6 protein-coding genes, 1 rRNA gene and 2 pseudogenes are annotated in these 25375 nt (G+C 74.9%); 1 reads left to right on the plus strand and 8 read right to left on the minus strand.

What is annotated here, in order from left to right:
* Nucleotides 1-87 (plus strand): 5S ribosomal RNA (gene rrf, locus ACIPSC_RS29705); the annotation flags it as partial.
* Between the two features lie 173 nt (nucleotides 88-260).
* Here the strand turns inward: rrf and ACIPSC_RS29710 are convergent.
* The 8 genes and pseudogenes from ACIPSC_RS29710 to ACIPSC_RS29745 all read right to left on the minus strand — a co-directional run.
* Nucleotides 261-2027, minus strand: a complete 1767-nt coding sequence (locus ACIPSC_RS29710) for an FAD-dependent monooxygenase (protein WP_400829797.1) — start codon at nucleotides 2025-2027, stop codon at nucleotides 261-263.
* Between the two features lie 2 nt (nucleotides 2028-2029).
* Nucleotides 2030-2803, minus strand: coding sequence for a bifunctional 2-polyprenyl-6-hydroxyphenol methylase/3-demethylubiquinol 3-O-methyltransferase UbiG (gene ubiG / locus ACIPSC_RS29715; RefSeq protein WP_313766962.1), 774 nt, complete (start codon nucleotides 2801-2803; stop codon nucleotides 2030-2032).
* Nucleotides 2804-2814: 11 nt separating this feature from the next.
* Nucleotides 2815-4656 (minus strand): asparagine synthase (glutamine-hydrolyzing), encoded by a 1842-nt coding sequence (gene asnB / locus ACIPSC_RS29720; protein WP_400829800.1) that lies wholly within the window; start codon nucleotides 4654-4656, stop codon nucleotides 2815-2817.
* A 46-nt stretch (nucleotides 4657-4702) separates the two neighbouring features.
* Nucleotides 4703-5215 (minus strand): SRPBCC family protein, encoded by a 513-nt coding sequence (locus tag ACIPSC_RS29725; RefSeq protein ID WP_400829802.1) that lies wholly within the window; start codon nucleotides 5213-5215, stop codon nucleotides 4703-4705.
* A 93-nt stretch (nucleotides 5216-5308) separates the two neighbouring features.
* A complete protein-coding gene (locus tag ACIPSC_RS29730) occupies nucleotides 5309-5995 on the minus strand; it encodes a class I SAM-dependent methyltransferase (RefSeq protein WP_400829804.1) in 687 nt (228 codons plus the stop codon).
* A gap of 44 nt (nucleotides 5996-6039) precedes the next feature.
* A pseudogene (locus ACIPSC_RS29735) lies at nucleotides 6040-13137 on the minus strand (type I polyketide synthase); the annotation flags it as partial.
* Nucleotides 13138-13254: 117 nt separating this feature from the next.
* Nucleotides 13255-14997, minus strand: coding sequence for a type I polyketide synthase (locus ACIPSC_RS29740; protein WP_400830042.1), 1743 nt, complete (start codon nucleotides 14995-14997; stop codon nucleotides 13255-13257).
* A gap of 141 nt (nucleotides 14998-15138) precedes the next feature.
* Nucleotides 15139-25361, minus strand: a pseudogene (locus ACIPSC_RS29745) (SDR family NAD(P)-dependent oxidoreductase); the annotation flags it as partial.
* Between the last annotated feature and the right edge of the window lie 14 nt (nucleotides 25362-25375).

Here is a 25375-nt window from a genome sequence, read left to right on the forward strand (position 1 = left end):
GGTTACATTCCGAACCCGGAAGCTAAGCCTCACAGCGCCGATGGTACTGCAGGGGGGACCCTGTGGGAGAGTAGGACGCCGCCGAACAATTCTTCTGAAGAACCCCCGATCCATTCCGGATCGGGGGTTCTTCGCATTTCCGGGAGAGCGTGGCCGAAACGGGGTCCGGTCCGGACGGTCCGGCCCAAAGAGACCGGGCGGCCCCTCCCGAAGGAGGGACCGCCCGGGGTGGATCAGGCCCGGTGGATCAGGCCGTCAGGTCAGGCAGCGGGGCCGGCCGGCGTGTGCAGGACGGCGGCCATCACCTTGGGCAGCTCGCCGGCCGACTCGGCGGTCCGGGCACGCCAGGCGACGTGCCCGTCCGGGCGGACCAGGACGCAGCCGTCGGCCTCGACCTCGCGCAGCCGCTCCCACGCCCCGTACGGGTCGCGCAGGCCCTCGGCGGCGCCGATCGTACGCACGGCCACGGGCACGCCGGTGACCCGGGCGGCCTCGCGGGCCGCGTCGTGCCAGCTCTCGCCGCCGCGGCCGGTGAGCAGGACGAAGCGGCCCTGGCCGACCACGTCCAGGGTGGAGCGGCGGCGGCCGCCGTCCTCCAGCCAGGCGTGCGGCAGACGGGCGCCCGGCCAGGTGGTGGCCTGGTAGTAGAGCTCCGGGTCGCGGTCCTGGGTCGGCTCGGGCGTGCCGTCGTCGACGCGGGCGCCGGCGCGGTAGCGGTAGCCGATCTCGACGCCGTGCGCGTTCGTCTGGTAGTTGATCCGGTCGGTCGCGGCGGCCAGGGCGGCCCGCCGGGCGGCGGCCTCCTCGGTGTCGTCGGCGAGGCCGCGCAGCAGCTCCCACTGCTCGGTCGCGCTCTGGCCGGGGGCGTAGCCCAGTGCCGCCGGGATGCCGAGGAAGTCCAGCATGCTGCGGACGGCGCGGTCGACGATCTGCGCGCCGACCGGGACCCGCTCGGTCTGGTAGGTGTCGAGCAGCTCGGGCGAGGCCGTGCCGTCCAGCACCAGCTTGAGCTTCCAGCACAGGTTGAAGGAGTCCGCGACGGCCGAGTTGAGGCCGAGGCCGTTGGTGGGCGGCATCTGGTGGACGGCGTCGCCGACGCAGAACACCCGGCCGTTCGCGTAGCGGGGGGCGACGACGGCGTTGACCTCCCACGGCGAGACGTTCTTGATCCGGATCTCGACGGACGGGTCGCCGATGCTCTCGCGCAGGTGGGCGCGGATCTCCTCGTGGTCTTCCGGGTCGAAGCCGGGGTCGTGGTCGAGGAAGCGCAGGAAGACCCACTCGTTCCAGGGGCGGACGCTGACGAACACCCGGCCGTCCTCCGGCGGGTTGCCGGGCACGGCGCCCATGAAGAGGATCGCGGGGCGGTCGGCGCAGTAGCGGGAGAGGTCCGCCTCGAACCAGATCGTCGCCGCCTTGGCCAGTCCGGTGGCGCCCTCCACGGTGAGCCCGGCCTGCTGCATCACCCGGCTGTTGGCGCCGTCGGCGCCGATCACGTAGTCGGCGCGCACGGTGTACTCCAGGCCGGACTGCCGGTCGGCGAGCACTGCGGTGACGCCGTCCTCGTCCTGCTCCAGGCTCAGGAACTCCTGGCCGAAGCGGAGTTCGCCGACCCCGGCCTGCTGGACCTGCTCGACCAGCAGCGGCTCCATCAGGTGCTGCGGGAGGTTGCACATCTTGCTCGGGCTGGCTGCGAGGTAGTCGCCGGTCCGGTCCGGTCCGTTGCCGTACGCGTCCAGCCGGCTGACCTCGGGGCCGGCGAAGGTCGACATGAAGATGTGGTTGGCGAGGAACTGGCTCGGCGTGGCCTCGGCCAGCACCTCGCGCTCGACGCCGAGGTCGCGCATGATCTCGCCGGTGCGCTGGTTCAGCAGGTGGGCCCGCGGGGTGTGCGCGGTGCCGGGGTACTTGCCGACGACCAGGTGCGGGACGCCGTACCGGGAGAGCGCCAGGGAGGCGGTCAGACCGGCCGGCCCGGCGCCGACGATCAGGACCGGGACGCGGACGTCGGGGGTGGTGGTCGTCATGGTCAGTTTGCTGCCTTTCGTGCATAGCCGGCGTAGATCACCGACGTGTCCTTGTGAACGCCGAGCTGGAACTGCCGCCCCAGCTCGCCGTACGTGATCTCACCGCGGGCCCGGCTCCGCATCGCCTTCAGCAGCTCCAACTGCGGCCGCTTGGAGGCGAATCCGATCAGGTCCTGGTTGGCCAGGCCGTGTCGGCGGAAGACCTCGTGCAGCTCGGCCGGCTTGATGAAGCTCTTCCAGTCGTGGAGGTCCTTGGGCGCGAAGCTGACCGACTTCCAGTCCTGCGCCATCTTGATCATCGCGAGCTTGGACCGGAAGGTGCGGTTGATCGTGTCGTACAGGTAGTAGCCGCCCGGCTTGAGGACCCGGACCGCCTCGGCGACGGCCTGGTCCACCGAGGTGACGTGCTCCAGCGTGTCGCAGCAGTAGACGACGTCGAAGGTGCCGTCCGGGAAGGGCAGCTTCTCGGCGAAGCCCTGCTGGTACTCGATCTCCAGGCCGGACTCGGCGGCGTGGGCGCGGGCGGCCTCCAGCGAGGGGCCGGACGGGTCCATGCCGGTCACCTTGCAGCCGGCCTTGGCGTAGAGCTCGGCCAGCAGGCCGCCGCCGCAGCCCACGTCGAGCACGCGCAGGCCGGCGAGGTCCAGCCGCAGCCGGTTGGTCAGCACGTCGTGGAAGTAGTCGAACCGGGCCGGGGTGAACGCCTCCAGCGTGGCGAACGGCTGGTCGTCGTGCCACCAGGAGTGTGTGTTGTAGACGTCGTTGTCGACAGCCATGGTGCGACTCCTCAGGAGAGCTTGATGGTCGGGCGGTAGAGGTCGAGCCAGACGGCCAGGTCGAGGACGCGCTCGAACGCCTCGCGCTCGTCCCGGTCGACGGCCTCGGGCTGCGCGGCGACCGCCTTGGCGAGCGCGGCTCCGTCGAAGAGCGTCACGGCCTCGTGGTCGGCCGACAGGAGTTCGCCGACCTGCTGCTGCAACCGGCCGACGTAGGCGAGCTGTTGGGTGTGCGGGTAGAGCGCCTTCACGCGTTCCACCACCGAGCGGGGCAGCACGTCCTTGACCGCGGCCCGCAGCAGGCTCTTCTCCCGGCCGTCGAAGGTCTTCATCGCCCAGGGGGTGTTGAACACGTACTCGACGAGCCGGTGGTCGCAGAACGGCACCCGGACCTCCAGGCCGACCGCCATGCTCATCCGGTCCTTCCGGTCCAGCAGCAGGCCGAGCAGGCTGGTCAGGTGCACGTAGCAGAACTCGCGCATCCGCCGTTCGTGCGCGTCCTCGCCGGCCACCACGGGGAGAGCGGCGACCGAGTCGCTCCAGCGCTGGGCCCAGTAGCCGGGGACGTCGAGGGTGCGCAGCAGCAGGTCGGGGTCGATCAGCTTGGTGGGGTGGTTGCGGGGGCCGAGGCCGGAGGCGGTGACCCACGGGAACATCGGGACCTGCTGGACGGCCGGCAGGTGGAACCAGGGGTAGCCGCCGAAGATCTCGTCCGACGACTCGCCGGAGAGCGCGACCGTGGAGTGCTCGCGGATCGCCTTGAACAGCAGGTAGAGCGAGTTGTCCGCCTCGCCGAAGCCGAACGGCAGGTCGCGGGCGGTCACCGTGGCGCGGCGCACCTCGGGGTTGGCCAGCTCCTGGTAGTCGAGCTTGATGTCGTGGTGCAGCGTGCCGACGTGCTGCACGACCTCGCGGGCGAACGGCGCGTCCGGTGAGCCGCGCAGGTCGTCCGGGCGGAACGCGTCCGTCTGCTCGAAGTCGACGGTGAACGTGCGGGCGCGCTCGCCGTCGGCGGCCAGCCGGCGGCCGGCCAGGGCGGTGAGGGCGCTGGAGTCGAGCCCGCCGGAGAGCAGGACGCACTGCGGCACGTCGGCGACCAGCTGCCGGGCGACGCTGTCCTCCAGCATCTCCCGGACCCGGCGCACGGTGGTCTCGGTGTCGTCGTGGTGCTCGGCGACCTCCAGCCGCCAGTACACGTGCTCGCGCAGTCCGGAGCGGTCGAAGGTCACCATGGTGCCCGGCTTGACCTCGTGCATGCCGGCCCAGACCGCGCGGCCGGGCTCCTTGACGAAGCCGAACAGCTCGCGGAACCCGTCGGCGTCGACGACCGGCTCCACCTCCGGGTGGGCCAGCAGGGCCTTGGCCTCGGAGCCGAACACCAGGCCGCCGGTGGTGGGCGCGTAGTAGAGCGGCTTGATGCCCAGGCGGTCGCGCAGCAGGATCAGCTTCTCCACGCGGCTGTCCCAGATGCCCAGGGCGTACATGCCGTTGAGCCGGTCGGCGACCCCCTGCCCCCACTCCAGGTATCCGCGCAGCACCACCTCGGTGTCGCTGGAGGTGCGGAACTCGTGTCCCCGGCGCCGGAGTTCGTCCCGCAGCTCGGTGAAGTTGTACGCCTCACCGCTGTAGGTCAGCACGACCGGGCCGTCCGGCGTCTCGGCCACCATGGGCTGCACGCCACCGGCCAGGTCGATGACGGAGAGCCGGCGGTGGCCGAGGGCGGCGTGGGCGGACAGCCAGGTGCCGGAGGCGTCCGGGCCGCGGCAGGCCATGGTGTCGGTCATGGCGCTCAGAGCGGCGAGTTCACGTTCGAGGTCGAGCTGGAAGGAGATCCAGCCAGCGATCCCGCACATTCGGGGTCTTCCTTCGTTCGGGGGCGGGGTGGGCCGACCGGGGTGGTCAGCGGAGCGCGGAGCCGCGCTGGGAGGCCATGTAGGCGGGCAGGCCGTCGATGTGCGAGCGGCCGGTCGGGGCGAAGAAGAAGCGGTCCAGGGCGCCCTGGAGGAAGGACCACGGGCGGTTCAGCTCGGCCGCCCAGCGCCAGCTGAACCGGGCGCCGGTCTCGGTGGGCTCGACCACGTAGTCCTCCACCAGGTGGCGGAAGATCGGCTTGGTCGCCTCGGTGGCGGTGAAGGTCTTGCGGGTGCCCTCCTCCCAGCGGAAGAAGTGCTCGCGCAGGACGAGGCCGCTCTCCATCTCGATCTCCCGGGTGGTGCCGACGCCGAACGGCCGCGGCGAGGTCCAGGTGAGCTGACGCATGCCCTTGGTCCAGCTGGAGACGCCGTCGCCGGTCAGGGCCGCCCAGGTCTCCTCAGCGGAGAACGGCACCTCGACCGAACGGGCGTGGTACAGCGGGGCGGTGGCGAACAGCGAGTCGTCGGCTTCCTCGATCGGATACCAGCGGGCGGCCATGGTGTCGGGTTCCTTTCCGGGGGTCTTACCGGGGTTCCAGCGGGGTCTTTCCGGGGTGAGGCGGTGCGTCGGGGGACCGGTGCGCCGCGGGAGTTACGACTTGCGGGCCCGCCAGAGGCCGACGCAGCCGCGCACGGCCAGGTCGAAGTCGTCGAAGTTCTGCTTCAACTGGTCGCGCAGGTCGTCCAGGTGGTCCTGGTCGTTGTGGAAGACGCCCTTGCCGTTGAGGTCGTTCATCAGCCAGCGGCCGGCCCCGGTGACCGGGACGCCCTGGGAGAGGATGGTGCTGCCGAACACCGTGCCGCCGGGCCGCACGGCCGCCGCGGCGTGCTTGATGGCGACGCCCTTCTCGCGCAGGCTGCCGGGGATGCAGTGCAGCAGGAAGCTGAGGGCGGCCGAGTCGTGGCTCTCGGCGGGCACCGGCAGCGGCTCCAGCGCGTTGGCGACCACCTTGTTGGTCTTGAAGTGCGCCAGCCGCTCGGCGGTGAAGTCGAGGGTGCTGGGGTTGAGGTCGGCCAGCGTGATCTCCGGGTTCGAGACCGGGAAGCGGGTGCGCTGCAGCAGGTAGCCGGTGCCGACGCCGATCTCAAGGTGCTTCGCGCCTATGGAGGTCCGGTACATCTCCAGGAAGTTGCGCGGGGAGCAGCGCCAGAACAGCGGCGCGCTGCCGCGGAACACGAGCAGGTCGTAGAAGGCGAGCGCGCGCCGGTGGTACGGGTTCGCGCCGTCCAGGACCGCCTGGTCGACGGAGCCTGGCTGGTGGTCGTTGTCGATGCTCATGGTCTGCTCACCCTCGGTCGGAGTCGGTACGTGCGGATGGACGGTCAGGCGGACGGCTCGGCGAGCCGGTCGAGGACGGCGCGCACGGTGGAGGGACTGTGCTCGCCGATCAGGGAGAAGTGGTCGCCCGGCACCTCGTCCTCGGTGTGCGGCACCGGCCAGGAGGCCTGCCAGCCGGTGGCGGGGAAGCCGGGGAGCGGCCGGGCCGCGCGGAGCTGGAGCGTCGGCGTCGCGAGGGGCTGCGGCTGCCAGCTCTCGAAGAGCCGGGCGTAGCCGCCCATCGCGGTGAGGCAGGTGTCGTCCAGCAGCTGGTCGGCCGGGAGTTGACCTCCAGTCAGAAGCTTGGCGATCTCCGCCTGGATGCGGGGAAGTATCGCACTCCCGGGGCGGTAGCTGTCCAGCAGGACGACGGAGACCGGTGCCGTGCCGAGCTTCTCCAGGTACGTCGCCACCGCGTGCGCGATCCAGCCGCCGGCCGAGTGGCCGAGGAGGACGAACGGCTCACCGGCGGCGAGGCGTTCGACGTCCGCGGCGTGCAGGCGCACCAGTGCGTCGAGGTCGGCGGGCAGCGGCTCGCCCGGGGCGAAGCCGGGTGCGGGCAGTACCCAGAGCTCGTGCCGGCCGTCGAAGGCGGCGGCCAGCCGGGCGTACTGGTGGGCGCCGGACCTGGAGGCGAAGGAGGGGAAGCAGAAGAAGCGCGGGGTCGCCGCTCCGCGGGTGAGGCGGACCGGTGCCGGGCGGTCGGCCGCGGCGGGCGGGCCGTCGAAGGTGTCCCGGAACCGGGCGGCGGCCGCGAGGAGTTCACCGAACTCGGCGAACCGGCCCAGCTCGGCGGCCCGCGGGGCGAGCGAGGCCAGCAGGCCTGCGGCCGGTGCGTCCGGCGGGGCCGTGGCGGTGCCCAGCCCGGCTTCGAGGTGCGCGGCGAGGCCGTCCAGCGTGGGGTGCTCGAACACCGCGGTGGAGGAGAGCGGGACGCCGGTGGCGGCCTGCAGGGCGGCGCCGAGCTCGGTGGCCGCGAGCGAGTCGAGTCCCAGCTCGGGCAGGTCGAGCCCGGTCTCCAGTTCGTCGGCGGAGGCGTGCCCCAGGGCGGCGGCCACCTGGGCGGCCACCAACTCCCGGAGGGTGAGGAGGCGTTCGGGCGTATCGAGGGTGAGCAGCCGCTCGCGCAGGCCGGCGGGGGTGCCGGCGTCGGCCACCAGGTCGGCGGCCACCGGCTCGGCGGCCGCGGGGACGGCGGCCGCGGGGACGGCGCCCCCGGCCGGCCGGGAGAGGGCGGCGGTGCCCTCGATCCAGAACCGGCGGCGCTGGAACGCATAGGTGGGCAGGTCGACGACGTACGGGTGGAGGTGCGGCGTCCCGTCGCCGGCGAAGACGGCGGCCCAGTCCACCGGCACGCCGCGGACGTGGACGTGGGCGAGCGCGGTCAGCGCGCTCTCCGCCTCCGGGCGGGCCCGCCGGAGCAGCGGCACCGCCGCCGGCGCCGGGGTCCGCTCGGCCAGGCCGTCCCGGACGAGACCGGACAGCACGCCGCCGGGGCCGAGTTCGAGGAATGTGGTGACCCCGTCCTCCGCCATCCGGCGGACGCCGTCGTGGAAGCGGACCGCCTCCCGGATGTGCCGCACCCAGTACTCCGGACGGCCCACCTGCTCGGCGGTCGCCGGTCCGCCGGTCAGGTTCGACAGCAGCCGGATCCGCGGCGGCCGGTAGGTGAGCCCGCTCGCCGCCTCGTGGAAGCGCGCCAGCACACCGTCCATCAGCGGCGAGTGGAACGCCCGGGCGACCCGCAGCCGCCTGGTCCGGCAGCCGCGTTCGGCCAGCTCGGCGGCGACCTCGTCGACCGCCTCGGCCAGGCCGGAGAGCACGGTGGCGCGCGGCCCGTTGACGGCGGCGATGCCGAGCCGGTCCTCCCGGCCCGCGAGCAGCGGCAGCACCTCGTCCTCGGCCGCCTCCACGGCGACCATGGCACCGGCCGGCGAGTCCTGCATCAGCCGGCCGCGGGCCGCGACCAGCCGGCAGGCGTCCTCGACCGTGAACACCCCGGCCGCGCAGGCCGCCGTCAGCTCCCCGATCGAGTGGCCGCCGACCCAGTCCGGCACCACCCCCCAGGACTCCAGCAGCCGGAACGCCGCCAGGCCGACCGCGAAGAGCCCGGCCTGGGTGAACACCGTCTCGTCGAGCAGAGCGGCCTCGGGGCTGCCCTCGGGGGCGAACAGCACGTCGCGCAGGGCGGGGCGGCCGGGCGCTGCGAGATGCCGGTCCAGCAGCGCGCAGACCTCGTCCAGGGCCCGGGCGAAGACCGGGTGGGCCGCGTACAGGCCCTGGCCCATGCCCGGGCGCTGGCTGCCCTGGCCGGGGAAGAGGAAGCCGATCCGGCCCGCGGCCACCGTGCCGAGGACCACCCCGGGCGCGGGGGAGCCCGTGACCAGTGCGTCCAGACCGGCGCCCAGCTCGGCCGCGTCGCGGCCGAACAGCACCGCCCGGTGCGGCAGGGCGGCCCGGGAGAGGGCCAGCGAGCGGCCGACGGCGGCCGGGTCGACGGCGGGCGAGCCGGCGAGGTGCTCGCGCAGCCGCTCCGCCTGGGCCCGCAGGGCGGCCTCGCCGCGGGCCGAGACCAGCCAGGGGACGAGCGGACCGGCCGACGGCGTCGGCCCCCCGGTCGGGTCGGCGTCCGCCGCCCCGGCGCGCGGTGCGGTGGCGCGGGTGTCTTCGGGGCTTTGAGAGCTTTCGGAGCTTCCAGAGCTTTCGGGGCCGCTGGAGCCCTCGGACGGTGCCGGCCGGCCGGGCAGCGCCGGCGCCTCTTCGAGGACGACGTGGGCGTTGGTGCCGCTGATGCCGAACGCGGACACGCCCGCGCGCCGGGGGCGGTCCCGCTCCGGCCAGGCCACCGACTCCGTGAGGAGGGCGACCGCTCCCGAGGCCCAGTCCACGTGCGGGGTGGGGGCGTCGGTGTGAAGCATCGGCGGCAGGACGCCGTGCCGCATCGCCATCACCATTTTGATCACCCCCGCCATCCCGGCGGCCGCGGCGGTGTGGCCGATGTTGGACTTCACCGAGCCGAGGTAGAGCGGCTGTTCGGCCGACCGCCCGCGCCCGTAGGCGGCGAGCAGCGCCTCGGCCTCGATCGGGTCGCCGAGCGGCGTGCCCGTCCCGTGCGCCTCCACGGCGTCGACCTCGGCCGGGGAGAGCCGGGCGTTGGCCAGCGCCTGCCGGATGACCCGCTGCTGAGAAGGGCCGTTGGGCGCGGACAGGCCGTTGCTGGCGCCGTCCTGGTTGGTCGCCGAACCGCGGACCACCGCCAGCACCGGGTGCCCGTTGCGCCGGGCGTCGGAGAGCCGCTCCAGCACCAGCACACCCACCCCCTCGCCCCAGGCCGTGCCGTCGGCCGCGGCGGCGAACGGCTTGCACCGCCCGTCCGGAGCCAGCCCCCGCTGCCGGCTGAAGGCCACGAAGGCCTGGGGGGTCGAGAGCACGCTGACGGCGCCCGCGAGCGCGAGCGTGCTCTCGCCCGAGCGCAGCGACTGACAGGCCAGGTGCAGGGCGACCAGGGAGGACGAGCAGGCCGTGTCCACCGTGGCGGCCGGCCCCTCAAGCCCGAACGTGTAGGCGAGCCGACCGGACAGGACACTGGCCGCGTTGCCGGTGAGCAGGTACCCCTCCAGACCGTCCGGCGAGCCCTGCGCCAGCAGGTGGTAGTCCTGGCCGCTGCTTCCGGCGAACACTCCGGTGCGACTGCCGCGCAGGGAGGTCGGGTCGATGCCGGCGCGCTCGAAGGCCTCCCAGGAGGTCTCCAGCAGCAGCCGCTGCTGCGGGTCCATCGCCAGCGCCTCGCGCGGGCCGATGCCGAAGAACGCGGCGTCGAACCGGTCGGCGTCGTGGAGGAACCCGCCCTCGCGGGTGTAGCTGTGGCCGGCCCGGTCCGGGTCGGGGTCGTAGAGGTTGTCCAGGTCCCAGCCGCGGTTGTCGGGGAAGGGCGTGATCGCGTCCCGGCCGTCCGCGACCAGCTGCCACAGCTCCTCGGGGCTGCGGACCTCGCCCGGGTAGCGGCAGGCCATCGCGACGACGGCGATCGGCTCGTCGGTGCCGACCGCTGCGGCGGGGGCGGGCTCGGTGTCGGCGATCTCGACGTCCGGGTCGCCGAGTTGGGAGAGCAGGTGGCGGCTCAGGGCCTCGGGCGTCGGGTGGTCGAAGGCGACGGCGGCCGGGAGCCGGAGGCCGGTGGCGGCCATCAGCCGGTTGCGCAGCTCGACGGCGGTGAGCGAGACGAAGCCCAGCTCCTGGAAGGTGCGGCCCGGCGTGATCGGGGCGGCCAGGTCGAGGACGGCGATCGCGTGGGAGTCCACCAGGTCGCGCACCAGCCGCTCGCGGTCGGGCTCGGACAGCTCGGCGAGGCGGCGGCGCAGCTCCGCTCCGGCGGAGCCCGCGGCGTACTCCTCCGGCGCGGCGACCGGCCTGCCGGTGCCGGTGGTGTCCACCCAGTAGCGGCGTTGCTGGAAGGGGTAGGTGGGGAGGTCGGGGTGGGGGTTGGGGTGGAGGAGGGGGGTCCAGTTGAGGGGGTGGCCGTGGTTGTGGAGGTGGGTGGCGGAGGTGAGGAGGCGGGTCCAGGTGCCTTCGTTGCGGCGGAGGGTGCCGGTGACGACGACGGGGTTGGTGGTGTCGAGGGTGTCTTCGATGGCGGGGGTGAGGACGGGGTGGGGGCTGGTTTCGATGTAGGTGGTGTGGCCGTCGGTGTGGGCGGCGTTGGTGGCGTCGGTGAAGCGGACGGTCTGGCGGAGGTTGGTGTACCAGTACGCCGCGTCCAGCCGACTGGTGTTGATGAGGCCGCCGGTGACCGTGGAGTAGAACGGGATGGCGGCTTCGCGCGGGCTGATGCCGGCGAGCTTCTCGGCGAGCTGGTTCTGGATGGCTTCGACGTGGGGGGAGTGGGAGGCGTAGTCGACGTCGATGCGCCGGGCCCGGATGCCGTCTTCCTCGCAGTGGGTGAGGAGTTCGTCGAGGGCGTCGCTGTCGCCGGCGACGACGGTCGAGGTGGGTCCGTTGTGGGCGGCGACGGTCAGGCGGCCGTCCCACTGCTTGAGGAGTTCGGCGGCGTCCTGCTGAGCCAGCGGGAGGGAGGCCATGCCGCCGTGGCCGCTGATGGCGAGGATGGCCCGGCTGCGCAGGGCGGCGACGCGGGCGCCGTCCTCCAGGGTGAGGGCGCCGGCGACGGTGGCGGCGGCGATTTCGCCCTGGGAGTGGCCGATGACGGCGGCGGGCTCGATTCCGAGGGAGCGCCAGAGCTCGGCGAGGGAGACCATGACGGCGAACAGTGCGGGCTGGATGACGTCGACGCGGGTGAGGTCGTCGTTGCCGCGCAGGACGTCGGTGAGTGACCAGTCGACATGCGGGGCGAGTGCGGCTTCGCACTTGGCGATCCACTCGGCGAACACGTGGGAGGTGTCGAGGAGTTCGGCGCCCATGCCGATCCACTGGGAGCCCTGGCCGGGGAAGACGAAGACCGGCCGTTCGTGGGTGCCGTGTCCGGTCGGGGCGGTGCCGTCGGCCAGTGCGGCGAGGGCGGCGTGGAGTTCGTTGCGGTTCTGGCCGAGGGCGACGGCGCGGTGGTCGAGGGCGGCGCGGCCGGTGAGCAGGGTGTGGCCGACGGCGCGCAGGTCGCTGTCGGGGTGGTCCTGGAGGTACGTGGCGAGCTGTCCGGCCTGGGCGCGCAGGGCGCGCTCGTCCCGGGCGGAGAGCACCCACGGCACCACCAAAGAGGGCGAGTCGGACTCGGTCTCCTCCTTCTGCGGCTCCTCCGGCGCCTCCTCCAGGATCACGTGCGCGTTCGTCCCGCTCGCCCCGAAGCCCGAAATCCCGGCCCGCCTGGCCTGCTCGCCGGCCGGCCACTCCTGGGCCTCCGTGAGGAGCGAGACCGCCCCGGCCGACCAGTCGACATGCGGTGTCGGCTCGTCGACGTGGAGGGTCCGCGGCAGCACGTCGTTGCGCATCGCCATGACCATCTTGATCACCCCGGCGACGCCGGCCGCGGCCTGGGTGTGGCCGATGTTGGACTTCACCGAGCCGAGCCAGAGCGGCCGTTCGGCCGGCCGGTCCTGGCCGTAGGTGGCCAGCAGCGCCTGCGCCTCGATCGGGTCGCCGAGCGTCGTCCCGGTGCCGTGGGCCTCGACCGCGTCGACGTCGGCCGCCGCGAGGCGGGCGTTGTCGAGGGCGTCCCAGATGACCCGCTGTTGCGCCGGACCGTTGGGCGCCGTGAGTCCGTTGCTGGCGCCGTCCTGGTTGACGGCCGAGCCGCGCACCACCGCCAGGACCCGGTGTCCGTTGCGCTGCGCGTCGGACAGACGCTCCAGCAGCAGGACGCCGACGCCCTCGCCCCAGCCGGTCCCGTCCGCGGCGGCGGCGAAGGCCTTGCAGCGGCCGTCGGGGGCGAGCCCGCGCTGGCGGCTGAACTCGACGAACATCCCCGGGGCGGCCATCACGGCCGCCCCGCCGGCGAGGGCGGTCGTGCACTCGCCGCGGCGCAGCGACTGGCAGGCCAGGTGCAGGGCCACCAGGGACGACGAGCACGCCGTGTCGACGGTGATCGCCGGGCCCTCCAGCCCGAACACGTAGGAGAGCCGGCCCGAGATCACACTCGCCGCCCCGCCGGAGAGCAGGTACCCCTCCAGGCTCTCGGTCGCGTTCTGGGCGAGCGCCGCGTAGTCGACCTGCCCGGCGCCCATGAAGACGCCGGTCCGGCTGCCCCGCAGCGTGGCCGGGTCGACCCCGGCGCGCTCGAAGGCCTCCCAGGAGGTCTCCAGCAGCAGACGCTGCTGCGGGTCCATGGCCAGGGCCTCGCGCGGGCCGATGCCGAAGAAGCCGGCGTCGAACCGGTCGGCTCCCTCGACGAATCCGCCCTCGCGGGCGTAGGTGTGGCCGGCGCGGTCCGGGTCGGGGTCGTACAGCGCCTCGACGTCCCACCCGCGGTCCTCCGGGAAGGCGGAGATCGCGTCCCGGCCGTCCGCGACCAACTGCCAGAGCTGCTCCGCCGAGTCGGCGCCGCCGGGGAAGCGGCAGGCCATGCCGACGATCGCGATCGGCTCGCCCGCGACGTTCTCCATCTCCTGGAGCCGCCGGCGCGTCTCCTGGAGGTCGGCGGTCACCCGCTTGAGGAAGTAGCGGAGCTTGTCCTCGGTCTCGCTGGCCACAGTGGCGCAACCCCTTCGGGATGGACAGGTACGGGATGTCTGGCCGGCACGGCCGCCGGCGGGCTGGTCAGGGTGGGGCGGTCAGGAGATGCCGAGTTCGTTGGTGATGAAGTCGAAGACCTCGTCGTCCTCGGCCGAGTCCAACTCCAGTTCGGTGGCCGGGGATTCACCGGCGCCCGCCGGATCGCGCCGGTCGTCCCACCGGGAGACCACGGATCGAAGCCGGCCCGCGATCCGCGCCCGGTCGGGGTGGTCGGCGGCCACCGCGGCGAGGAGGGCTTCCAGTCGGTCCAGTTCGGCGAGCACCGGGGCGGCGGTCGAACGCTCTCCCTCGCGCGGGAGTTCGGCGTCCAGGTGGCCGGCCAGCGCCGCCGCCGTGGGGTGGTCGAAGACCAGCGTCGCCGGCAGCCGCAGGCCGGTGGCGGAGGTGAGGCGGTTGCGCAGCTCGACCGCCGTCAGCGAGTCGAAGCCCAGGTCGCCGAAGGCGCGGTCGGCGTCGACCGAGGCGGCGTCCGAGTGGCCGAGCACGACCGCCACCTGGGTGCGGACGAGGTCCAGCAGTGCGCGTTCGCGGTCGGCGTCGGACAGGCCGGCGAGCCGTCGCTTCAGCCCGTCGGCCGCCTCCGCGTCGGGCCGGCGGGCGGGCCCGGTGGCCGTCCCGGCCAGGCTGTGCAGCAGCGGCGGGAGTTCGGCCCCGGCCCGGCGCAGCGCGGCGAGGTCCAGCCGGACGGGCAACGCGGTCGGGTCGGCCCCGGTGAGCGCCGCGTCGAAGAGGGCCGGGCCGTCCTGCGGGGTGAGCGGCAGGACGCCCGAGCGCCGCATCCGGCCGAGCGTGGCGTCGTCGAGGGCGCCCGCCATGCCGTCGCGCTGCTCCCAGAGACCCCAGGCGAGGGACCGGGCGGGCAGGCCCTGCGCCGCTCGGTGCTGGGCCAGGGCGTCGAGGAAGGCGTTGGCCGCCGTGTAGCCGCCCTGGCCGGCGCCGCCGAGGGTGGCCGTCGCCGAGGAGAACAGCACGAAGGCGGCGAGCCCGGCCTCGCGGGTGAGCTCGTGCAGGTGCCAGGCGGCGTCCGCCTTCGGGCGGAGCGCGGCGTCGACCAGCTCCTCGGTGAGCGAGGCGAGGGCGCCGTCCGCGACCACGCCGGCCGTGTGGACGACGGCGGTGAGCGGGTGCTCGGCGGGGACGGTGGCGAGGGCGGTGGCGAGCGCAGCCCGGTCCGCGACGTCGCAGGCCGTGACCGTCACCTGGGCGCCAAGGCCGGTGAGTTCGGCGGTCAGCTCGGCGGCTCCCGCGGCCTCCGGGCCGCGGCGGCCGAGCAGCAGCAGGTGCCGTACGCCGTGCGCGGTGACCAGGTGGCGGGCGAACAGCGCGCCGAGCGCACCGGTGCCGCCGGTGATCAGTACCGTGCCGTCCGGGTCGAGTGCGGGGGCCGGCGCGGGCGCCGCCGGGCGGGCCCGGACCAGGCGCGGCGTCAGGACGGTGCCCGCGCGCAGGGCGAGCTGCGGCTCGGTGCCGGCGGCGGCCCGGGCGAAGGCCGCGGCGGGGTCCGAGGTCTCGTCCAGGTCGAGCAGCACGAATCGGCCCGGGTGCTCGGCCTGGGCGGCGCGGACCAGCCCCCACAGCGGCGCGTGCGCGAGGTTCGGGACGTCCTCGCCGGGCTCGGCGGCCACCGCGCGGCGGGTCACCAGGACCAGCCGGGAGCCGGCGAGCCGGTCGTCCGCCGCCCACTGCGCCAGCGCGGACCGGACTCGGCGCACGGCCGTGCGGACCGCCCCGGGGACGTCGCCGCCGGCCTCCGGCCGACCGGCATCGGCCAGGTCCGGCAAGGGGAGGAAGACCGCGTCCGGTACCGGCAGCCCGGCATCGACGGCTGCGCCGAGTGCCGCGACGTCCGGGTGGTGGTCGAGGTCCGCGCCCAGGGCCTCGCCGTCCGGGGAGCCGAGGACGGCCCACCGCCCGCGGACGGGCTCCGCCGCCCGGGCCGGCGTCCACTCGACGCGGAACAGGGCGTCGCCGAGCCCGGCCCGGGCCGCCGCGCGCAGCTGCTCGACCGAGACCGGCCGGGCCCGCAGCGCGGCGACCGAGGCCACCGGCGCGCCGGACTCGTCGGCCACCTGCAGCGACATCGCGTCCGGCCCGGCCGGGGCCATCCGCAGCCGCAGCACGGCCGAGCCCGGGCGGTGCAGCCGCACCCCGTTCCAGGCGAAGGGCAGCAGCACCTGCTCGCCCGTGTTCCCGACCAGACCGGCGTGCAGCGCGGCGTCGAGCAGCGCCGGGTGGACGCCGTACCCGGCGGCCTGCGCCCGCTCCGGCTCCGGCAGCGCGACCTCGCCGTACACCTCCTCGCCCGCGCGCCAGACCGCCCGCAGACCGCGGAACGACGGGCCGTAGACGAAGCCGTCGCGGGCGACCGACGGGTAGAAGTCGCTCAGGTCCACCGGCACCGCGCCCTCGGGCGGCCAGGCGCCCGCGTGGTCCCAGCCGATCGCCCCGTCCCCGGCGGCGAGCGTGCCGCCGGCGTGCCGCGTCCACGCCTCGCCGTCGTCCGGCCGCGAGTACACACCGATCGACCGCCGGCCCGACTCGTCGGCCGCGCCGACCACCAGCTGCACCTGGACCGCACCGGCCTCGGTGAGGATCAGCGGCGCCTCCTGGTCCAGCTCCTCCACCGCCGTGCAGCCGGCCAGCTGCGCCGCGTGCAGGGCCAGCTCCAGGTAGGCGGTGCCGGGCACCACCACACTGCCGAGGATGACGTGGTCGGCGAGCCAGCGGTGCGAGCGGACCGACAGCCGCCCGGTGAGGATCAGCCCGCCGCCCTCCGCCGGGGTGACGGAGGCGCCGAGCAGCGGGTGCCCGGCCGCCGTCACACCCAGCTCGGACGCCTCGGCGGCCGGCCCGGCGGCGGCCGGCCAGTACCGCTCGCCCTGGAACGGGTACGTCGGCAGGTCCACCCGGTGCCCGGCCGGGCCGGCCAGGTCGGTGAGGCAGGCCGGCCAGTCCACCCGGACGCCCCGCACGTGCGCCTGCGCCACCGCGGCGAGCACGGTGTCGGTCTCCGGGCGGCCCCGGCGCAGCAGCGGCACGGCCGCGACGTCGTCCCGGTCCCCGGCGGCCTGCTGCGCCATGGCGGAAAGCACGCCGTCCGGTCCCAGCTCCAGCAGGGCGGTCACCCCGCGGTCGAGCAGGTGCCGCACCCCGTCGTGGAAGCGCACGGCCTCGCGCACGTGGCGGACCCAGTACTCCGCGGTGCGGATCTCCCCGGTGACCGGCCGGCCGGTGAGGTTGGAGACGACCGGGATCGTCGGCTCGTGCAGGGTCAGCCCGGCGAGCACCGCGCGGAACGGTTCGAGCATGCCCGCCATCCGCGGGGAGTGGAAGGCGTGGCTGACGGTCAGCCGCTTGGTGCGGCGACTCTCGGCGCGAAGCTGCTCGGCGATCCCGGTGACCGCCTCCTCCTCGCCGGAGAGCACCACCGAGCGGGGGCCGTTGACGGCCGCGATGCTCGCCCGTGCCTCGTGGCCGGCGAGCAGCCCGGCCACCTCGGCCTCCGTCGCCTCGACGGCCACCATCGCCCCGCCGGTGGGCAGTTGCTGCATCAGCCGGCCGCGCGCGGCGACCGCCGTGACCGCGTCCTCCAGCGAGAAGACCCCGGCGACGTGCGCCGCCGCCAGCTCGCCGATCGAGTGCCCGAGCACGAAGTCCGGCCGCAGGCCCCAGGATTCGGCCAGCCGGAACAGCGCCACCTCCAGCGCGAACAGGGCGGCCTGGGTGAACGCGGTCTCGTCCAGCCGCGCCGCCTCGGGCGAGCCCTCCTCGGCGAGCAGCACCTCGCGCACCGGCAGCCCGGTGCGCTCCGCCAGCAGGGCGCAGACCTTGTCCAGCTCGGCAGCGAACACCGGGAAGCGGCGGTGCAGTTCGCGGCCGGCGCCGGCCCGCTGCGCGCCCTGGCCGGTGAACAGGAACGCCAGCTTCCCGCCGCGCGGGCCCGGACCCTGGACCAGCTGCGGAGCGCTTCCGCCCCGGTGCAGGGCGTCGAGACCGGCGAGCAGCTCGCTGCAGTCGGCGCCGAGCACCACCGCGCGGTGGTCGAGGTCGGCCCTGGCGGTGACCAGCGACCAGGCGACGTCCGCCCGGTCCCACCCGGGCTCGCCCGCGACGGCCTCGGCCAGCCGGCCGGCCTGGGCGCGCAGCGCCTCCGGGCTGCGGGCGGAGAGCAGCCACGGGGTGCCGGAGGGCGCCTCGCGGGGCTCGACGGTCGGGCTCTGCCCGGCCGGCTCCTGGACCGGCTCCTCGTTCGGCTCCTCGGCGGGCTGCTCCAGGATCACATGGGCGTTGGTGCCGCTGATCCCGAAGGAGGAGACGGCCGCGCGCCGCGGCCGGTCGGTGGCGGGCCAGGCGCGCTGCTCGGTGAGCAGCTCGACTGCGCCGCGCGACCAGTCGACCTGCGGCGTCGGCTCGTCCACGTGCAGGGTGGCGGGCAGCACGCCGTGCCGCATCGCCAGCACCGTCTTGATGACGCCGGCGACGCCGGCGGCGAGCTGGGTGTGGCCGATGTTGGACTTCACCGAGCCGAGGTAGAGCGGACGTTCGGCTGGCCGGTCCTGGCCGTAGGTGGCCAGCAGTGCCTGCGCCTCGATCGGGTCGCCGAGCCGGGTGCCCGTCCCGTGCGCCTCGACGGCGTCCACGTCGGAGGCGGTCAGCCGGGCGTCGGCCAGCGCTGCCCGGATCACCCGCTGCTGGGCGGGCCCGCTCGGGGCGGTCAGGCCGTTGGAGGCGCCGTCCTGGTTGATCGCCGAGCCGCGGACCAGGGCGAGCACCGGGTGGCCGAGGCGGCGGGCGTCGGAGAGCCGCTCGACCAGCAGCACGCCGACGCCCTCGCCCCAGGCGGTGCCGTCGGCCGCGCCGGCGAAGGCCTTGCAGCGGCCGTCGGGGGCGAGCCCGCGCTGGCGGCTGAACTCGATGAACATGTGCGGCGCCGCCATCACGGCCGCGCCGCCGACCAGCGCCATCGTGCACTCGCCGTCGCGCAGCGCCCGGCTCGCCAGGTGCAGTGCGACCAGGGACGACGAGCAGGCGGTGTCCACCGTGAGCGCCGGGCCCTCCAGGCCCAGGGCGTAGGCCAGGCGGCCGGAGGCGACGCTGACGGTGGTGCCGGTCAGCAGGTAGCCCTCGGAGCCCTCGGCGCTGCGCGGATCGGCGGCGTAGCCGAGCGGGGAGGCGCCGACGAACACCCCGGTCCGGCTGCCCTGGACGGAGGAGGGGTCGATGCCGGCGCGCTCGAAGGCCTCCCAGGAGGTCTCCAGCAGCAGCCGCTGCTGCGGGTCCATCGCCAGGGCCTCGCGCGGGCTGATCCCGAAGAACGCGGCGTCGAACCGGTCCGCGTCGCGGACGAAGCAGCCCTGCCGGACGTAGCTCCGGCCGGGGCTGTCCGGGTCCGGGTCGTACAACTCCTCGGTGTCCCAGCCGCGTTCGGCCGGGAAGTCGGAGAGGGCGTCGCGGCCGTCGGCGACCAGCCGCCACAGGTCCTCGGGGCTGTGGACGTCGCCGGGGTAGCGGCAGGCCATGCCGACGATCGCGATCGGCTCGTGCCGGGCCTCGGTCAGCTGGTGGTTCTGCTGCTGCAGCCGCCGGGTCTCCTTGAGCGAGACCCGGAGCGCTTCCAGCACCTTCTCCTGTGATGCAGCCATCGTTTTGGTTCTCCGCAGTCCGAGCGCGATCAGAGGTCAGTGGTGCCGAGGGCCAGGCCGATCAGGTCGTCGGCGTCCATGGCGTCGATCTCGTCCAGTTGGTCGTCCGTCGCGGCCGGTGGCTCCTCGGGCGCCGCGCCGGCCAGGGCGAGCAGCGCGTCGAGCAGGCCGGCGGCGCGCAGCCGGGCCGGCGCGATGGTGGCCAGGAGCCGGCTGACCTCGCCGTCGGAGGCCGCCGGGCCGTCCGGCTCGGCCGGTGCGGCCGGGGCCAGCTCGGCGAGCAGGTACGCGGCCAGGGCGTCCGGCCGCGGGTGGTCGAAGACCAGCGTCGCCGGGAGCCGGAGCCCGGTGGCCGCGCCCAGCCGGTTGCGCAGCTCGACGGCGGTCAGCGAGTCGAAGCCGAGCTGCTTGAACGCGAGGTCCGGCCGGATCGCCTCGTCGGTGGCGTGGCCGAGCACGACGGCGGCGTTGGTGCGCACCAGCTCCAGCAGGGCGCGGGCCCGTTCGGCCTCGGGCAGGGCGGCCAGCCGGCGGGCCGGCGCGTCCGCTCCGCCGGTCTCGGCGACCGCCACCGCGCGGCGGGCCGGCGAGCCGATCAGCCGGCGCAGCAGCGGCGGCACCGACGAGGACTGGAGGGCGGTGCGGGCGGTCGCGACGTCGAGCCGCATCGCCACCAGCAGGGCCTGGTCGGCGTCCAGGGCCGCGTCGAACATCGCCAGGCCGTCGGCGTCGGAGAGCGGGCGTACGCCGGAGCGGCGCAGCCGGGTCAGGTCGGTGTCGTCGAGGTGGCCGGTCATCCCGCTGGCCTGCTCCCACAAGCCCCAGGCGATCGACAGGCCGGGCAGCCCGGCGGCGCGGCGGTGCTCGGCGAGGCCGTCGAGGAAGGCGTTGGCCGCCGCGTAGTTGCCCTGGCCGGGGCCGCCGAGGACGGCTGCCGAGGAGGAGAAGAGGACGAACGCGCCGAGGCCGGCGTCCCGGGTGAGCTCGTGCAGGTGCCAGGCGGCGTCCACCTTCGGGCGGAGCACCGCCGCCACCTGGGCGGGGGTCAGCGAGGCGATCACCGCGTCGTCCAGCACGCCGGCGGCGTGCACGACGCCGGTGAGCGGGTGCTCGGCGGGGACGGCGGCGAGCACCCGTGCCAGGGCGTCGCGGTCGGCGGTGTCGCAGGCGGTGACCGTCACCCGGGCGCCCAGCGCGGTGAGTTCGGCGGTCAGCTCGGCCGCGCCCGCGGCCTCGGGGCCACGCCGGCCGAGCAGCAGCAGGTGCCGCACGCCGTGCTCGGCCACCAGGCGGCGGGCGACCAGGCCGCCCAGCACGCCCGTGCCGCCGGTGATCAGCACGGTGCCGTCCGGGTCCGGCCCGGCGGGCATAGTGAGCACCACCTTGCCGGTGTGGCGGGCCTGGCTCATGAAGCGGAACGCGTCCGGTGCGCGCCGCACGTCCCAGGTGCGGGCGGGGATCGGGTGGAGCGTGCCGCGCTCGAACAGCGGCATCAGCTCGGCCGTCATCCGGCCGATCCGGTCGTAGCCGGCCTCGATCAGGTCGAACCAGAGGTAGGAGGTGCCGGGGTGGGCGGCGGTGACCTCGGCCGCGTCGCGGATGTCGGTCTTGCCCATCTCGGCGAACCGGCCGCCGTCCGCGAGCAGCCGCAGCGAGGCGTCGACGAAGTCGTTGGCGAGCGAGTTCAGCACCACGTCCACACCCCGGCCGCCGGTGGCGGCGCGGATCCGCTGCTCGAAGCCGAGGTCGCGGGAGGAGGCGATCCGGTCCTCCGGTATCCCCAGCGCGCGCAGGGTGTCCCACTTGGCCGGGCTCGCCGTGGTGAACACCTCGGCGCCCAGGTGGCGGGCGAGTTGGATCGCGGCCATGCCCACGCCGCCGGTCGCCGAGTGGATCAGCACCGACTCGCCGGGGGCGAGCCGGGCGAGGTCCACGAGACCGTAGTAGGCGGTGAGGAAGGCGATCGGCACCGAGGCGCCCTCGGTGAACGTCCAGTGCGCGGGGAGCGGGACGAGCAGCCGGTGGTCGACCACGGCGACCGGCCCGAACGAGCCGGGCACCATGCCCATCACGCGGTCGCCCGGGGCGAACCCGGTCACGTCGGGGGCGGTCTCCAGCACCACACCGGCCGCCTCGCCGCCCATGACGTCCTGGTCGACCATGCCCAGACCGAGCAGCACGTCGCGGAAGTTCATCCCGGCGGCGCGCACGGCCAGCCGGACCTGGCCGGGGCCGAGCGGCTCGGCAGCGGCGGGGTACGGGATCAGGGCGAGGTTCTCCAGGGTGCCCTTGGCGGTGGTGTCCAGCCGCCAGTCGGCGCCGTCCGCCGGCGGCTCCAGCAGCCAGCCAGCGGCGCGGACCAGCCGCGGGGCGTACAACCTGCCCTCACGGACGGCAAGTTGCGGCTCGTCGGTGGCGAGGGCCGCGGCGAGCGCGGTGGCGAGCGCGTCCTCCGTGGCGGGGGAGCGGCGGTTGTCCAGGTCGATCAGGACGAAGCGGCCCGGGTGCTCGGTCTGGGCGGAGCGCAGCAGGCCCCAGAGCGGGGCGGCGACCAGATCGCGCACGCTCTCGCCGCTGCCGGCCGGGACCGCCCCGGAGGTCAGGACGACCAGCCGGGAGGTGCTGAACTGATCGGCTGCCAACCACTTCTGAACAAGCGTCAGGGAATCGGTGGTGAGGTCGCGGACGGCGGTGGGGACGTCCTCCGAGTCGGTGCCGGTGCAGGTGACCAGTACCGCGTCGGGGACGGTCGCACCGGCGGCGACGGCCTCGGCCAGGGCGGCCAGGTCGGGGTGGCCGCCGATCCGGAGGCCGTCGGACAGGCCCAGCCGGTCGGTGCCGAGCAGCACCCAGCGCCCGGCGGCCGCCTCGGCGGGGGCCGGCAGCTCGGTCCAGTCCACCCGCAGCAGCGGGTCCGCGTCGTCTTCGCGCGCCGCCTGCAGCCGCTCCCGGTCCACCGGGCGGCTCGCCAGCGTCGCCACCGCGGCCACCGGGGCGCCCGACGCATCGGCCACCTGGAGGGCGATCCCGTCCGCGCCGGCCGGCGAGACCCGCACCCGCAGGGCGGTCGCACCGGTGGCGTGCAGGGCGACACCGCTCCACGAGAACGGGAGCCGCACCTCGCCGGGCGAGGCGGCGGCGGTCGCGTGCAGGGCGGCGTCCAACAGCGCCGGGTGCAGGCCGAAGCGCGCGGCGTCGTCGTGCTGCTCGGCCGGCAGCCGCACCTCGGCGAACAGGTCGTCGCCCTGCCGCCAGAGCGCGCGCAGCCCCTGGAACGCCGGGCCGTAGTCGAGGCCGACCTCGGCCAGCCGGGGGTAGAGCTCGGTGACGTCCACCGGCACCGCGCCGGCCGGGGGCCAGGCGGCGAGGTCCCAGGACGGGCGCTCAGCGCCGACGGCCAGCACGCCGGTGGCGTGCCGCGACCAGGGGGCGTCGGGGCGGTCGGCGTGGTCGGCGCGGGAGTGCAGGGAGAAGGCGCGGCGGCCGTCCTCCTCCGGCGGGCCGATCCGGAGCTGGAGCTGGACGGCGCCCTCGTCGGGAAGCAGGAGCGGTGCCTGGAGCGTCAGCTCGTCGAGGACGTCGCAGCCGGCGTGGTCACCGGCCCGGAGGGCGAGCTCGACGAGCGCGGTGCCGGGGAGGAGGACGGTGCCGAAGACGGCGTGGTCGGTGAGCCAGGGGTGGGTGGTGAGGGAGATCTGGCCGGTGAGGATGATCTCGTCGCCGTCGGCGAGGGGGAGCAGTGCGCTGAGCAGGGGGTGTTCGGCGGGGGTGAGGCCGGCGGCCGTGACGTCGCCGGTGGTGGCGGGTGCGTCCAGCCAGAAGCGTTCGCGCTGGAAGGGGTAGGTGGGCAGGTCGAGTGGGCCGGTCGGGAGGGCGGGGACCGTCGGCCAGGTGACGGTGGCGCCGTGGACGTGGGCCTCGGCGAGGGAGGTGAGCAGCCGGCGGAGACCGCCCTCGTCACGACGCAGCGAACCGACGACCAGCGCCTGCCGGCCGGCGTCCTCGGTGATGTCCTGCACGGCCATGGCAAGGACGGGGTGGGGGCTGGCCTCGATGAAGGCGTGGTGGCCGTCGGTGTGGGCGGCGTTGGTGGCGTCGGTGAAGCGGACGGTCTGGCGGAGGTTGGTGTACCAGTACGCCGCGTCCAGCCGACTGGTGTTGATGAGGCCGCCGGTGACCGTGGAGTAGAACGGGATGGCGGCTTCGCACGGGCTGATGCCGGCCAGCTTCTCGGCGAGCTGGTTCTGGATGGATTCGACGTGGGGGGAGTGGGAGGCGTAGTCGACGTCGATGCGCCGGGCCCGGATGCCGTCTTCCTCGCAGTGGGTGAGGAGTTCGTCGAGGGCGTCGCTGTCGCCGGCGACGACGGTCGAGGTGGGGCCGTTGTGGGCGGCGACGGTCAGGCGGCCGTCCCAGCGGGTGAGCAGCTCGGCGGCGTCCTGCTGAGCCAGCGGGAGGGAGGCCATGCCGCCGTGGCCGCTGATGGCGAGGATGGCCCGGCTGCGCAGGGCGGCGACGCGCGCGCCGTCCTCCAGGGTGAGGGCGCCGGCGACGGTGGCGGCGGCGATTTCGCCCTGGGAGTGGCCGATGACGGCGGCGGGCTCGATTCCGAGGGAGCGCCACAGCTCGGCGAGGGAGACCATGACGGCGAACAGTGCGGGCTGCACGACGTCCACCCGGGTCAGCTCGTCCTTGCCGCGCAGGACGTCGGTGAGTGACCAGTCGACATACGGGGCCAGTGCGGCTTCGCACTTGGCGATCCACTCGGCGAACACGTGGGAGGTGTCGAGGAGTTCGGCGCCCATGCCGATCCACTGGGAGCCCTGGCCGGGGAAGACGAACACCGGCCGGTCGAAGGTGCCGCTGCCCTGGACGATGCCGGGCGCGGCGGAGCCGTCGGCGAGGGCGGCGAGGCCGCTCAGCAGCTCGGCGCGGTCCTCGCCGACCACCACGGCCCGCTGCTCGAACACGGACCGGCCCGACACCAACGCCACGGCCACCGCGGCCGGTTCCCACTCGGGGTGGGCCTCGACGGCCGCCCGCAGCCGCCCGGCCTGCTCACGCAGCGCCCGCTCGTCCCGCGCGGACAGCGCCCACGGCAGCACGCCACCGGGCGCCGCGCCCTGGTCGGCCGCCGGAACCTCCGGCGCCTGCTCCAGGATCACGTGAGCGTTGGTCCCGCTCACGCCGAACGAGGAGACGGCCGCCCGCCGAGGGCGCCCGGTCTGCGGCCATTCCTGTGCCTCGGTGAGCAGCGAGACCGCCCCGGCCGACCAGTCCACGTGCGGCGTCGGCTCGTCGACGTGGAGGGTGCGCGGCAGCACGCCGTTGCGCATCGCCATGACCATCTTGATCACACCGCCGACGCCGGCCGCCGCCTGGGTGTGGCCGAGGTTGGACTTCAACGACCCCAGCCAGAGCGGCCGTTCGGCCGGGCGCTCCTGCCCGTAGGTGGCCAGCAGCGCCTGCGCCTCGATCGGGTCCCCGAGCTTGGTGCCCGTGCCGTGCGCCTCTACGGCGTCGATCAGGTCGGGCGAGAGCTCGGCCTCGGCGAGGGCCTGCCGGATCACCCGCTGCTGCGAGGGCCCGTTGGGTGCGGAGAGGTTGCTGCTCGCACCGTCCTGGTTGACCGACGACCCGCGCAGGACCGCGAGCACCCGGTGCCCGTTCCGCTCGGCGTCCGACAGCCGCTCGACCAGCAGCATTCCGGCGCCCTCGCCCCACGCCGTCCCGTCGGCGGCGGCGGCGAAGGACTTGCACCGCCCGTCCCGCGCAAGGCCGCCCTGGCGGCTGAACTCGACGAAGGTGCTGGGGGTGGCCATCACCGTGACGCCGCCGGCCAGCGCCATCGTGCAGTCGCCGCGCCGGATCGCCTGGCTCGCCAGGTGCAGGGCGACCAGCGACGAGGAGCACGCCGTGTCCACCGTCACCGCCGGCCCCTCCAGGCCGAGGACGTAGGCGATCCGGCCGGAGGCGACGCTGCCCGCCGTCCCGCTCCCCAGGAAGCCCGCGACCGACTCGTCCACCGGGCCGAGGCGGGTGCCGTAGTCGTGGTACATCAGGCCGGTGAAGACGCCGACCCGGGCCCCGCGCACGGTCGCCGGCCGGATGCCCGCCCGCTCGAAGGCCTCCCACGAGGTCTCCAGCAGCAGCCGCTGCTGCGGGTCCATCGCCAGGGCCTCGCGCGGGCTGATCCCGAAGAACGCGGGGTCGAACCGGTCCGCCTCGTCGAGGAAGCCGCCCTCGCACACGTAGGAGGTGCCGGGGCGCAGGCCGTCGGGGTCGTAGAAGTCCTCGACGCGCCAGCCGCGTCCGCCTGGCGGGACGCCGACGGCGTCCCGCCCCGCGGCCACCAGGTCCCACAGCTCCTCCGGCGTCCGCACCCCGCCCGGGTACCGGCAGCTCATCCCGACGATCGCGATCGGGTCGCGGTCGGCCGACTCCAGTTCGGCCACCCTGCGGCGTGCCTCGCCCAGCTCGGCGGCAGCCCACCGGAGGTGCTCGCGAAGCTTGTCTT

Source organism: Kitasatospora sp. NPDC090091 (assembly GCF_044747365.1).
Classification (GTDB): domain Bacteria; phylum Actinomycetota; class Actinomycetes; order Streptomycetales; family Streptomycetaceae; genus Kitasatospora.

Coding starts and splice junctions, on each gene's coding strand:
- ACIPSC_RS29710 (WP_400829797.1), bottom strand. CDS start 2,027: ATGACGACCACCACCCCCGACGTCCGCGTCCCGGTCCTGATCGTCGGC.
- ubiG (WP_313766962.1), bottom strand. CDS start 2,803: ATGGCTGTCGACAACGACGTCTACAACACACACTCCTGGTGGCACGAC.
- asnB (WP_400829800.1), bottom strand. CDS start 4,656: ATGTGCGGGATCGCTGGCTGGATCTCCTTCCAGCTCGACCTCGAACGT.
- ACIPSC_RS29725 (WP_400829802.1), bottom strand. CDS start 5,215: ATGGCCGCCCGCTGGTATCCGATCGAGGAAGCCGACGACTCGCTGTTC.
- ACIPSC_RS29730 (WP_400829804.1), bottom strand. CDS start 5,995: ATGAGCATCGACAACGACCACCAGCCAGGCTCCGTCGACCAGGCGGTC.